This is a genomic window from Caldisericum exile AZM16c01 (assembly GCF_000284335.1).
Classification (GTDB): Bacteria; Caldisericota; Caldisericia; order Caldisericales; family Caldisericaceae; genus Caldisericum; species Caldisericum exile.
The window spans coordinates 1,275,256-1,288,352 of record NC_017096.1 but is presented as its reverse complement, the minus strand read 5'-3'; the positions used below and the strand labels follow the sequence as shown (position 1 = coordinate 1,288,352).

General features: G+C 35.5%; 11 protein-coding genes and 1 tRNA gene. 6 read left to right on the top strand and 6 right to left on the bottom strand.

The features are described 5' to 3' along the window. The first annotated feature begins 10 nt into the window (after positions 1-10). Both CSE_RS06520 and CSE_RS08000 read left to right on the top strand, forming a co-directional pair. Positions 11-1,978, top strand: coding sequence for a hypothetical protein (locus tag CSE_RS06520; RefSeq protein WP_014453847.1), 1,968 nt, complete (start codon positions 11-13; stop codon positions 1,976-1,978). A gap of 27 nt (positions 1,979-2,005) precedes the next feature. Next, positions 2,006-2,566, top strand: coding sequence for a prepilin-type N-terminal cleavage/methylation domain-containing protein (locus CSE_RS08000; protein ID WP_014453846.1), 561 nt, complete (start codon positions 2,006-2,008; stop codon positions 2,564-2,566). On the opposite strand, the gene rdgB is transcribed toward CSE_RS08000, so the two are convergent. Continuing rightward, positions 2,567-3,319: an RdgB/HAM1 family non-canonical purine NTP pyrophosphatase gene (rdgB, locus tag CSE_RS06510; protein WP_014453845.1), complete on the bottom strand. Its 753-nt coding sequence runs from the start codon at positions 3,317-3,319 to the stop codon at positions 2,567-2,569. Between the two features lie 176 nt (positions 3,320-3,495). Continuing rightward, a tRNA-Ser gene (locus CSE_RS06505) sits at positions 3,496-3,589 on the bottom strand. Between the two features lie 611 nt (positions 3,590-4,200). Here CSE_RS06505 and CSE_RS06500 point away from each other — a divergent pair. Next, entirely contained in the window at positions 4,201-4,938 is a 738-nt protein-coding gene (locus CSE_RS06500) for a metallophosphoesterase family protein (RefSeq protein WP_014453844.1), read from the top strand. On the opposite strand, the gene CSE_RS06495 is transcribed toward CSE_RS06500, so the two are convergent. From CSE_RS06495 to pth, 4 genes are read right to left on the bottom strand one after another with little or no spacing between them, the layout of a single operon-like run. Further along, positions 4,921-5,988, bottom strand: a complete 1,068-nt coding sequence (locus CSE_RS06495; RefSeq protein WP_014453843.1) for a lysylphosphatidylglycerol synthase transmembrane domain-containing protein — start codon at positions 5,986-5,988, stop codon at positions 4,921-4,923. The two genes, CSE_RS06500 and CSE_RS06495, sit on opposite strands and share 18 nt — an antisense overlap. Then, on the bottom strand, positions 5,978-7,030 hold the full coding sequence (locus CSE_RS07995; protein WP_014453842.1) for a MazG family protein: 1,053 nt from the start codon (positions 7,028-7,030) through the stop codon (positions 5,978-5,980). Before CSE_RS07995 ends, CSE_RS06495 begins: the two co-directional genes overlap by 11 nt. Next, positions 7,014-10,316, bottom strand: coding sequence for a transcription-repair coupling factor (gene mfd, locus CSE_RS06485; RefSeq protein WP_014453841.1), 3,303 nt, complete (start codon positions 10,314-10,316; stop codon positions 7,014-7,016). The genes CSE_RS07995 and mfd overlap by 17 nt, the downstream gene beginning before the upstream one ends. Then, a complete protein-coding gene (pth, locus tag CSE_RS06480; RefSeq protein ID WP_014453840.1) occupies positions 10,313-10,882 on the bottom strand; it encodes an aminoacyl-tRNA hydrolase in 570 nt (189 codons plus the stop codon). The genes mfd and pth overlap by 4 nt, the downstream gene beginning before the upstream one ends. Positions 10,883-10,992: 110 nt before the next feature. On the opposite strand from pth, the gene CSE_RS06475 reads away from it, so the two are divergent. Genes CSE_RS06475 through CSE_RS06465 form a run of 3 tightly spaced genes read left to right on the top strand, consistent with a single transcriptional unit; the run spans position 10,993 to position 13,095 of the window. Further along, positions 10,993-12,165, top strand: coding sequence for a hypothetical protein (locus CSE_RS06475; protein WP_014453839.1), 1,173 nt, complete (start codon positions 10,993-10,995; stop codon positions 12,163-12,165). Then, a complete protein-coding gene (locus CSE_RS06470; protein WP_014453838.1) occupies positions 12,165-12,569 on the top strand; it encodes a type IV pilus modification PilV family protein in 405 nt (134 codons plus the stop codon). The genes CSE_RS06475 and CSE_RS06470 overlap by 1 nt, the downstream gene beginning before the upstream one ends. Further along, positions 12,547-13,095, top strand: a complete 549-nt coding sequence (locus CSE_RS06465) for a type IV pilus modification PilV family protein (protein ID WP_014453837.1) — start codon at positions 12,547-12,549, stop codon at positions 13,093-13,095. The genes CSE_RS06470 and CSE_RS06465 overlap by 23 nt, the downstream gene beginning before the upstream one ends. Positions 13,096-13,097: the final 2 nt, after the last annotated feature.

Genomic DNA, 13,097 nt, shown 5'->3' with positions numbered 1-13,097 from the left:
GGTGAGCAAGATGAAAAGGAAAGGGTTTAGTATGATTTTTACAATTCTTATTGCTGCGATGATGATGATACCAGTATTAATGCTTTTTTCTTCAGCCACTACGCGTAATTTTACAAGCAAAGGGGAGATAATATCAGACAGGGCACTTGTAGTTGCAGATGCTGCAATTGAGAATATTCTAAACACCATAAATACTTTTGGTTTTCCATACAGTTCCCCTCAATTTGAAGATGAAAATCAACAAGAAGCATTAGTAAAAGCAAGGGACTACGCTATAGCTGATCGACTTTCCGAATTAAATGGTGGAGTTGCAGATATAAACGACCCAATCGGATCATATAATAGAATTATTAATAATATTTCTACTTACATTTTTAAAAGTGATGAAAGTCTTTGGTTTGCTGTATGGGATGTAACAAACAATAAAATAGCATCAGTTTCTTCTGTCGGCCCTGATGGAGATATTGCAGTAAGACCTATAAAGAATTTAACTACAGGTGATATTTACAACGGAGGGATAAGCGAGGTAGATCCCAATTATAAAAGTGATAATTTGTGGTTTGAAATTGATACGAACACTCAATATTGGCCAGGCAATCCAGATAAATGGGTCATTAGAGCAACTTCATATAATATTTCAAAGCCAGAGATTTATAGAAGTATTGAAACTCATGCTTCAAGAGGGCAATTATCCGTCACGCCTACTTCTACAATTTCACAATTAGCAAATGGAAACTGGTACGTAAGATCAACCGACTCAGATTCGACTACTGTTTATTATAGTGATTTTTCTGGCTTATACCATACCAAAGTATATTTTGGGCAATTCGAGGTTACGAAAGGAATTATAAGGTCTGATAACAATCTTTACATGGGTGGATGGGCTCAAGATCCTGTATTTGCGTCGGGAAGAGTATATGATCAGGCAATAGATGCAGGTTGGGCTCATACAGGGAGATTTGGACCAAACCAAAACAATTTATCATGGGCAAAGAACAATGGTTATGCTAAAGATGAGTATCCTCAGGCACAATGGCCAAATGGTGATTTAGCGTTGAAGGGGTCAACTCCGGTTAGGAATCCGTCAGACCCAAATGGGGGATTGCAAGATAAAGCTTCTCCCGACTATTATATAAGTGGTAATGCTACGATAGTGTTTGTAGTGGAGAACGGAGTAGGGAAAGTCGTTATAAACGGGGTTAAAAAGGATTTACCACCGAATGGTGCAATTTATGTTGAAGGCACTGCCACAGTATCAGGTACAATAAAAGGTAGGGTAACTGTTGGAGCAGGTAACAATATTAATATTGGTGGAAATATTTTATACGATACACCACCAAGAATTGAAAAAGATATTCCTATAAATGGTACTCCAGATGCTTTAGGTCTTGTTGCATATAACAATATTTATATACCTTACTCTACATTTAAAAATTATCCACATCTTGAAGTAGATGCAGCAATGATGGCAGTGCACGGCTCTTTTGGTGTAACTAACGACTATCCTTGGCGTCCTATGGATACATCAGGTAAATATTTTGCTAAATGGTATGGTGCCCAAGCCGAATGGAGTACAGATAATGCACCATGTATTGTAAATGGGAATTATGTAAAAGGCTATGAAATTCAGCAGACCTTTTATGATTATAATCTTTTCGATTTCGGTGCTCCTCCGTTTTATCCTACAACAAATTCAAGAAGTGAAGTTCACTGGAACACGAGATACGAAGTTGTTACAGATGCCAATATACTTAGCAATTTGAGAAAATTGGAAAAAAGCAATCTAATACAGATTAATCCAAGTGATCCAGACTATGACCCGAATTATCCTTACAAATATGTGTATCAAGGTGTTACCTATTATTATGGGACTGTGTTTGATGTGTCGGTAAAATATAGTGCTAAAGGAGAAATTAATAAAAGTCCGCTATATAGGATAATTTGGAAGGAAAACATAGCGCAAAAAGTTAAACCTTAATGAGAAAAAACATTTGAGGAAGTGAGAATGAAAGGCAATATAGAGAAAAGAGGTTTTACTTTTATAGAATTATCTGTTGTTATAGTGATAGTACTAATTTTGCTTGGAATCTCCATTCCTTACTTAAATAGTTTCATAGTAAGTAGAGAACTTGAAGAAGTTTCATGGCAATTAGTGCAGGATTTGAAGTTGGTTAGGGAATCAGCTATTTTATACCAACAGGATCTAAGAGTTTATTTTTGCACTAATCCTTCCTCATCAAGGAATTTCTATATGTTTGAAACCTTTCTTAAAGACCCACTTAATGGAGTGCATTACAATCCAAATGATATTCCAGATGGAATTCATTTTGTGAGAAGAGATTTGAAGTACAATTTCAAATTTACTGCACATAAACCATTTAAAGAGTTAGGATGGATAAATGGTAAAGAATACTATTATCTCCAATTTTATTGTGGAAAAGATGATCATTTCAGGGGCCAACCTAATTCTTTTGACACAATTGAAATAACAAATTCAACAGGGACGAAAACCTTTTATGTTATAGTAGATATTGTAGGGCGAATAAGAATGAGCGGGAGTAAGTAATTATTTTTCTTCTTTTTTTTCGATTTTTATCTCAACAGTTTCGATTTCGGGAAGGTCTTTAAGTGTTGAAAGAATGGCATAAATGACTTTTTCGAAAACCGAATAAACATATTTATTTGCAGGAAGACGCTTACCGTTAATTTTTATTTCGATCATTTCTCCTCCTAAAAGATTATTCTCGATATAGTCTCTTACCTGTGCTAAGGCTTTTGACCTATGGCTTATCTTATTTTTTATCTCAGTGCCTAACTCTGAAAAACTTTTATCAAATCCATCGGGCTTAAAGATTGGATCGTATCCAAAACCAGAGTTTCCGTAACAAATCTCTTTTAAAATTTCTCCTTCAACAACACCTTCAAAACTCACAAATTTATCCTCATTTGGGAAGTAGAGCACACTTATACATCTAAAGCGTGCCTTTCGGTTATCTTTGTTCTTCATTAGTTCAAGGATGTTTTTCATCTTTTCTTCGAATGGTGTGTCCTTACCCAGATATCGTGACGAATAAATGCCTGGGAGCCCGTTTAAAGCATCTATTTCAAGGCCTGAGTCATCAGCAAGAGTTATGAGTTTGTATTTTTGCCCGTATGTTTTTGCCTTAATGAGAGCGTTTTCAAGATAAGTCGAGCCATTTTCTTCTACATCAGAGGCGCTTTCGGGAAGCGGCATTAATTTAATAGGTAAATCACCAAGAATTTCTTGAATCTCTTTGAGTTTGCCTTTGTTTTTTGTTGCAACAAGAATTTTTACCATCGATTAATTATAGTGAAAAGTTATTGAAATAAAAAACGGGCCAGGCGGAGGGATACCTGACCCGAGGAGGTGTGCTTCTTAAAGACAGGCAAGGGGGGAAGCCTGCCTTTGATTTTTTATTACGGAGGAGAGGGGGAAGCTCCTCCGTTGACCAAAAAGGATTTTTGGAGGGAGTCTGGCGGAGAGAGCGGGATTCGAACCCGCGGAGGGGTTTTAAGCCCCTCACTCGCTTAGCAGGCGAGTGCCTTCAGCCTACTCGGCCATCTCTCCAAACCGCAATTATTATACTCTAGTTTATAATTTTTTGCAAGCAGAATGTAAAGCATGAATTTTAGGTTTTTAGTAATGGTTTCTTGAAAAGCATAAATGTTCTTCAAATTTACCTCTTGGTTGAGATGGCTCTCGTGTAAACATAAGCCTCTTTGTTAATTTTAAGAAGTGATTTGACTCTATCAATATCCATTATCTTAGAAGGAAAACTGACTCTCTTCTAAATTGTTGAAAATGTAATGCTTATTTCTATTAAGTGTCATTTTGACAAACGTTGTGAGGAGAAATACCTATATTATGGAGGAGGGTATCCCTCCTCCGACTCCACCCAAAAATAGTAATTGGCCTTTTCGAAGGAGCAAAAGCGACTGAGAAATCTCTCAAACTTGAGGGGGAAACAATCCCCCTCAGTACTCCCCCAAAAAAGTCATCCCGAACGAATGTGAGGGACCTCCGAAGTTCATGGGAAGTTAAAGCCTTAGTATATGAGTTAATAACTTGGAAGAAAAAAAGTGAAAGGATTTGAGAATATATTTGATAGAACCAAAATAATAAACCATGTTGATTGTATAACTTACTTAAATATCTTTAAACTCTTGTATAATTAAGATATGAGGATTACGTTTGTTTCTGATATACATTCGAATATCGAGGCGTTTTCTGTTGCACTTGATTTAATTAAGATGAAAAATATCGACAAAATTATGAGTTGTGGTGATATTGTTGGGTATGGACCTGACCCAGAGGAAACAATAAATCTTTTTAAGGAAAATAGTATCGTAGGTGTTAGAGGAAATCACGATGCAGGAGCCGTGGGAGATTCAATTCTTTATGAATTTAACGAATATGCAAGGCTTGCACTTCTTTATACGAAGAGAAATATATCAAAAGCAAGCGAAAATTTCCTGAAGAGTTTGCCGATAAAAATTGAAGAAAATGATTATACCATATTTCACGGGTTTCCAAATCCAAAAAATCCCTTCAAATATATCCTAAGTGAATTGGATGTTGTTGAAGCATTTTCTTATCTTAAAACTCCTATTGGATTTTACGGACATACACATGTGCCGTGTGTTTGTAGAATTTCCAATGAAAATGTGCTCGAAGTAATCAATATACAAGAGCAAATGAAATATAAATTGGATAAAAATTATAAATATCTTATAAATGTTGGAAGTGTTGGACAACCAAGAGATGGCAATCCAAAAGGTACATTTGTTATTTTTGATAGCGATGAATGTTCAGTTGAATTTGTTAGGTTTGAGTATAACATCGAAAAAGTTTACAATAAGATTATTGAAAGAAATCTTCCTGCGTATCTTGGCGAAAGACTATTCACTGGGTTTTGAAGATTTCTTTTTCTTCCGTAGTGTATCCAAAAATGTCGTAATCCCTCCTGCAATAAGTAAGAAATAGTGGGTAAAAAATCTCCATGCTATAATAAACGTCCCTATAAGTGGGTTTGGTATAAGGCGTGCAAAAAGGGCAAGAAGTTCAATTTCTGCGGTACCGCTTCCTCCTGGTGTTGGAATATACGCAGATGAAATGTAAAAGATGATTGCGGTAATCACAATTTCAGGCCATGGTGACATAATGCCAAGCCCTCTCATAAGCACAACTGGTGTAAGAAGAATCATCCCCCATGAGAGAAAACTCAAAAAGAAGACAAAATACAACGTATTCCTTTTAAGAGAAAATATTTTGTCTTTTGCGGTTCTATATTCATTTACAGTTTTATTGACCCATTCGATTGTTTTTTGTCGAGCGCTATCTTTTATGATTTTTTTGAAAAACCTTGTATTAAGTACCTTTTCTGTTAAAAGCAGTGCAAGGTCAGGCTTTAAAATTATAAGGAGTAATGCGGAGAAAAGCGCAAGCGTAATAATAACTCCTGTATTAATAAGTATATTTACTGCTTCTGATATGCCCCAAGTTGGTTTTGCAACCAAGATCCATACAGGCACAAAGAGGAATACACTTACCCTTACAAATGTTCCTATAAACATTTTTATAGAGATAATTGCAGCAGAATCTCCCGGTGGTATTGCCTTTTCTTTTGAGAGGATTACCATTTGCATTGGCTCACCACCACCGCCTCCGAAAGGAGTAATTCTTGATATAAAGCCACCAATTAGAAAAACTTTTAAGGCTTCTCTCATTGTTATTGAATAGCCAAGAACATCTGAAACGAGTTTTATAGTGTATGCTTCTATAAACCAACTTAAAAACATAAACACAAACGCCCAGATGATATATGAAAGCATAAATGATTTAACGAGGTCAGCAAAATTCCAATTGTGGGTAAAAAGGGAGATGAAAATTATCCCTATAACTCCTGCAAGGATTGCTAAAATTGTATCTCTTACGATTGTCTTTTTGCTTATGATTTCATTGCTCATCTTTCTTAATTTTTTCCCAGGCTTTATCTATATCTTGTTGCTCCTCTTTGCTTAATGCTTTAAATTTTTTAACTCTTTCCATAAATTTTTGGTAAGAAATAAAAAGTGCATGTGCAGGATCAATTTGAAGATAGCGAGCAAGGTTTATAACAGAGAAAAGCAAATCGCCAATTTCCTCTTTAATTTTATCGGGTGTTGCTTTTTTTGCCTCGTTTAATTCTTCGAGGATTTTATCGTAGATTTCTTCTTTATTTCTAAATTCAAGGCCGATGTATTTTGCTTCTTCTTGAAGGTCAACTGTCGTTATGAAACTTGATAAAATTTTCGAGATATTGAGGTGCTTCTTTTTCTTCTTGTTATTTTCCCAATCGTTCAGGACTGCTTCCGGAGATTTTTCTTTTGTCTCTTTAAAAACATGCGGGTGCCTTTCGTACATTTTATTGAAAAGAGCATCGGAGATACTTCCAAGTGTAAATTCATTAGTTTCGCTTCCAATTTCTGCATGTAAAAGAATTTGAAGAAGCACATCGCCTAATTCTTCTTCTACTCCCTTTGGGTTTTGCTTTTTTATTTCCTCAACACACTCAAGAGGCTCTTCAACAAGCTCTGGAATGAGGCTTTCGTGGGTTTGCTTTGAATCCCACGGGCAGAGTTTTCGAAGCGATTTTATCAAAAGATATGTGTAATAGAATTTTTCAATATCTTTATTGATTTTTAGATATGGCACGATTTCTTTAAATTGTTTGACATTGGATACGGCCTTTTCTCCAAGGGAAATTTCTTTTGGGATTTGTTCTCCTTTATAGATGTAGAATTTTGCAAGAATTTCGTAAAATTCATCGAGGGTGTTTGCGATAATTTGCGTTGGAAGGTTAACAATCTCAAGGTAAGAAAGAGTTATAAGAATATCAAAGATTTGTGAAGATTTCTCAAAATAGAATACGAGTAAATCCTTTTCGATACGGGTGCTATTGAGAACAACAAAGCACTTTGCAAACTCATTCAATTTTTCGTCAAAAATGAAATTATTTAACTTTTTCATAGCCACTTAATAAGTGTAATACTTTTAGGGTATCTTGCAAGGGGAAGTTTGCCTCAAATGAAATGTAGTCTTCGCCAAATTGGACGTTCTTTGCAACCTTTGACAGGCTCATAAGGTCATCAACGGTAATTTTGCTTGTGCGTTCAATTATGATAAATACTCGTTTCCCTTCTTGGTAGATTTCCCTTGCCTGGATTTCTCTTGCATGCACCATTATTTCCCCAACGGTTAAAAGATTTCTTACTTCAATTGGTGGATAGCCAAACTTGTCCCAAAGTTCTCCCTCGATTTTCCGAAGTTCATCAATTGATTCTGCAAGGGTTATCCTTCGATAGTAGTTTATACGTTCTGCATTGAGTGGAATGTAGGTTTCCTTTATGTAATAACTTTCATTTAAGCGCACTGATACTTCTTTTACTTCACTTACACTAACGCCTTCAAGTTCTTTAATCGCCTGGTCCAGAAGTGACAAATACATGTTGTATCCAACAGAAATGATATGCCCGTGTTGTTCTTTTCCAAGAATATTCCCTGCACCTCGAATTTCAAGGTCTTTCATTGCGATTTTGAGTCCTGCGCCTTCATCTGAAAATTCTCTTATTGCTTCAAGACGTTCTTCTGCAATGGCGTTTAAACTTTTCTCAGTGTAGAAAAAGTATGCATATGCTTGGATTGAAGACCTTCCGATACGCCCTCTAAGTTGATACATTTGAGAAAGGCCAAAATTTTCTGCTTCAATTACAATGAGTGTATTTACCGTTGGTATATCAAGCCCATTTTCAATGATTGTTGTTGCAACGAGGACATCGGTTTTCCCTTCATAAAAGTCAAGCATCACGTCTTCGATAACTTCCTTTCGCATCTTTCCATGTGCAACAGCCACTTTTGTGTTTGTAAGATTCCGTATAAATTCTCCCATGCTATAAATCTTTTCAATGTTGTTGTAGACGACAAATACCTGTCCGCCTCTTTTTATTTCGTAGTTTATTGCGTTTTTCATTACATCAACATTGAAAGGCATCGCAAATGTCTTTACAGGGATTCTCCCTGTTGGTGCGGTGAGAATTAAAGAAACGGGGCGAAGTTTTATAAGGGAGGCGTAGAGTGTTCGAGGGATTGGTGTTGCAGAAAGTGTCAAAACATCGACAGTTGCTCTCAACTCTTTTATAATTTCTTTGTGCTTTACACCAAACTTTTGCTCCTCATCAATAATAAGAAGTCCAAGGTCTTTTATTTCTACGTCCTTTGAAAGAAGTCTATGGGTGCCAATTACGATATCAATTTTTCCATCCTTGAGGTCTTTTAGAATCTCCTTCTCTTTCTTTGTGTTAGTTAAACGCGAAAGCATTTCAATACGCACAGGGAAAAGTCGTAAGCGCTCCTTAAATGTGCGTTCGTGTTGCATTGCAAGGATTGTTGTCGGTGCAAGCACCATCACCTTTTTTCCGTTAAGGACAACTCTAAGAGAGGCTCTTATTGCAACTTCCGTTTTTCCGTAGCCTACATCTCCTACAATGAGTCTATCCATCGGCTCCGTGTCCTCAAGATCTGCGTAAACTTCCTCTATTGCTTTCATCTGGTCTTCTGTAAGTTCATATGGGAATGATAAGTCAAGAATACGCTCTTCCTGTGGGTGAGGCTTAAAAGGAGGGCGCTTATATATTTTTCTTTTTGCTTGGATGAGAAGCAATTTTTTTGCAAGTTCTTTTGCTGATTCTTTTGCCTTTTCTTTTGTCTTTGCCCAATCATTTCCTTTGAGGGAATTGAGGGTTACGATTCTTCTGTCGCCAATGTATTTTTCGACAAACCCAATACGCTCTAATGGGACGTATAGTTTTTCACCATCTCTATATTCGATAAGGAGAAATTCCTTTGGTGTTTCGCCTAATTTTACAAGTCCTCTAAAAATACCAATACCAAAGTCCCTGTGGACAACAAGATCTCCAACTTTTAGTTCTTCAAGGGAAACGATCTCCCTTGAGAAGATGATTTTCTTTGGTCTTTTTGTGGGTTCAAGATGAAAGAAAAGTTCCCTATCTGTAAGGACAATGATTTTATCTCCTTCAAAACCTCTATCGAAAAAGCCTTCCTGGACATAAATGCCTGTTTTTTCCTCAAGGATTGTTGTGTATGGAAGTTCATATGCATTTAAAATTTCTTTAACCCTGTCGAAATTTTCGGTTTTTATGAGAATTGTGCGTCTATTTTTTTCGTTTATGAGGATATCCTTGAGATTTCCAAGCATAATAAGGCTTTCTGAAAGTTCTTTTACATGAAAGTCGAGCGCGTTTTCGAGCATAGAGCCAAATTCAATAACCTTTCTGTTTAAAAGCAATTTTTTGATTGTTTCTTCAATTGGTTCATATTCGACGAGATTGCCGTAATTTTCTTTTTGTGTGGCTATGAATTCTTTAACGCTTTCAAGGAATTTATCGATATTAACATCAAAAAGGACAACTGTGCTATCGGAGATATAGTCAAGAATAGTTCTGTATTTAAAGTGTATACCGTTTTCAAGAAACTTTGGGTAAAAATTGAGGCCGAAGTTTCTTGATTTTTTTAACTCTTCAATATCTTTAAGGACAATATCTTCCGTAAACTCGTTTACGTTTTTTAGTTTTTTTCGGATTGTTTTTTCGATTTTTTCGATCTCACTTTCCTCAATGTATTTAATCGATGAGATTGTTATGCTATCTACATTTTCCTCTGCAAGCAAAAGTTCGTTTAGGATTGCAATTTTTTCAACACGGTCGAAATCAAGTTGAATTCTTACAGGCTTTTCGTAATCAAACGGGAATATATCAATTATTGCACCTTTTACTGAAAATTCGCCTGGGTGCTCAACCTCGGCACTTCTTTCAAAGCCAAAATCTACAAGGGTGGTTGTAAGATTAGTTAGCGTAACTGTGTTGTTAAGTTTAATCGTGAGTTCTTTAATGGTATTTTCCGAAGGTGCATAGTCAAAAATGCCTTTGAGTGTTGTTATTAAGATTTTCGTGTTCTTTATGGATTTGATTGCCTTTTTCTTTTTAAAGATGATCTCTTTGCTTGAAAATCCAACTTCGTATGGAAAAAGGCCAAATTCGTTAAAAACAATGTTATTTTTAAAAACCTTTGCAAGTTTATCAAGGTTGTCTTCGTTAGTTATTAGAAGGGTGGGTGTATCAAGTTCGTTTAAGACGGCATAGAGAACACCTGTTAAGGATGTGTTTATTCTTACATGGCGCTCGTTTTTAAGGAAGTTTAAGTAGAAATTTGGATTTTCTACGATATTTTTAAGTCTCATTGGTTAAATTCTCTTTGCGCTACTTCAACGCCTTTTGAGATGATTGTTTCGATTGCTTTTACTGATCTTTTAATGACATCTAAAATAGCAAATTTTTCGTCTTTCCCAAATTCTTCAAGGACATAATTAACAACTTCTTCTTTATTGATTGGCCTTCCAATGCCAATGCGCACCCTTATAATTGGGTCCTCTACAAGTTCTTTGATGGATCTTACACCTTTGTGCCCTGCATCGGATCCACCTACCTTTATCCTAAGCGTCCCAAGTGGCAAATCAAGATCGTCGTGAATAACTATTATATGTGTTGATGGCACCAAAAAACCATCCATAAGCTGCTTAACAGCTCTTCCTGAGAGGTTCATATACGTTAAAGGCTTTGCAAGAATAATGTTGTATTCATTCCCACTAATATTAACGGTTCCCTTTCCATAGAGGGCGTTAAACTTTGCAAAATTTACTTTAATTTTCCATGCCTTTGAAAGCTCATCAATTACCATAAAGCCAACATTGTGGCGTGTATTTTCGTATTCTTTTCCAATATTTCCAAGTCCAATTATTAAATGCATATCAATTTATTATATTCTATAGGGGAATTTTATTAAAAAATGTGGCTAATAATGAAGGCATATTACTTGACTTTTATTTTAATTATGTATAATTTTACTAAGGGGAGGTTATGAAGAAAGGGTATATTCTTATAGTTACAACTGTTGTTATAGCTTTGATTCTTACAGGACTCTTGTATGCAACCAGTGTTTGGTTGAGAACACATGCAATGGAACTTTCTGAAATTTCACAGCGTGAGATTGCACTTTACGTTGCTCAATATGGTATAAATGAAATGATTTACAACTTAAATGCAGGAAGTTCATACTCAAATGGACAATCAATAAGTGGAACGACTCCAAGCGGATATTCTTACACTGCTACATACTACACAGGTGATACTTTTGGTGGAATTGGATATATTAAAGGGGTAGGAACTGTTGGGAATTTTACAAGGACAGTATATGGTTCAATAATAGGTGGATCTTCTTCGGAAGCATTCAAATATTGTCTTTATACTCAAACGGGAAAATATACAAAAACAAATTCAAATTCTAATATAATTACTATGAATAACCCTATATATAATTTAACTTATAATCTTGAACCAGCGTCAGTTCCTATACCTGACTTTGCTTCATATACGAATCCAAATAATTATCCTGCAAATACATTTAAAAAACGTAATTACTCAAGTGATAATGTAACATATAGAGTATTCATTGATGCCAATAAAGTTGTGTTTCTTAACTATACAGGAAGTTCTCCTTCTGCAACTCTTACGATTGATTTTGCCCATAATTCTGCAACGAGTGTTAATATAACAATTATTACTAATTTTCCAGCTGTAAAATTTATTCACCTTGGAACAAAGGCTAATGAAATTGAAGGAAGAGACTTTTCTTGGAATCCAATAAGTTATAATCAAACAACTAAGTATCCGGTTTTTATACACTATCCAACCTTAACTTCTAATAGTAGTGTTAATTTGAATCTTGACTATTTGGGAAATGATGGCAACACATTTACTATAAACGGACTCTTCTATTCAAATTCTAATGTATCTATCGAGTATGGAGGCTTTTACTGGGGGTTTGTTAATTTTAAGGCACCTCTTTTTGCAAAGAGTCTTTCGACTGATTGGGATTATTTGGAGGTATTAATTGACCTGAATAACGATAGCAGACTAACAACAGAGACTATATTTGATTATACTCTTGATACGTTTAAATATCCGCCGCCGTACTTTATGGGTACCTCTGGCTATTCTTACCTTGTTGGCTCTTATAGGGAGGAGTATTAATGAAGAGAAAAGGGTTTACTCTCATTGAACTTGCCGTATCCATTGCGCTTATTTCAATAGTGGTGCTGTGGAGTATTAACATTTTTACTAACCTTGGCAAGAATGAATCTACAAGTTCCGACCTTGAGATTGCAACAACGCTTGCATCTTTAAAGGTTGAAGAGATAAAAGGCTATTCATATAGTGAACTTTCGTCTCTTTCAACACCGCAAACTGGCACATTCCCTCCGCCTTACGATGCCTTTTCTTATAGAATTGATTTTACATCTTCAAGTTCCTCTTCAAATTACTATATTAGGCGTGCAACAATTTCAATTTTTAAAGGAAATAGCACAACTCCTTTGATTAAAATGGATGCAAATTTCCTGAGGAAAATTTCTGATGGTGCAAATATCGGTTTGTAATTCAAGTAAGACATTGAAAAGAAAAGGTTTTACTCTTGTTGAAATTGCAATCGTTATTACGCTAATTTTAGTCCTTGCAATTCCAATTGGGGTGCTCCTTATGAATTATACACAGGGAAACATTTTTAGTAGTTCTTACATAAAAGAGCAATATTATGCTAATGTGATTATGCAGGATATTGAGCAAAGGATAAGGCGAGGAGATATGGGAAGTATAACTTTTTCAAATTATACGCTCTCTTTTACTTATACTGATGCAAATACTGATGGAAGTAAGAAAGAAACTCTTTATTGTGTATATGCGCTGGAAAATGCAAATACTACGAGTGCTATTTTTAAAAGAGGGATAAGTACATCTTCAAATCCTACAACGACCATTTTTCCAACGGGACTTGAGGCAGGTATTATCCAAGATTTTAATGTTTCTATTGGAACTTCTGCCCCGTATTATGTAGAAATAAAAATTCTTACAAAATCAAACTTTACTTTGGCAAATAAAGTATATTTGTTAAACTATGGAAGGTAGGT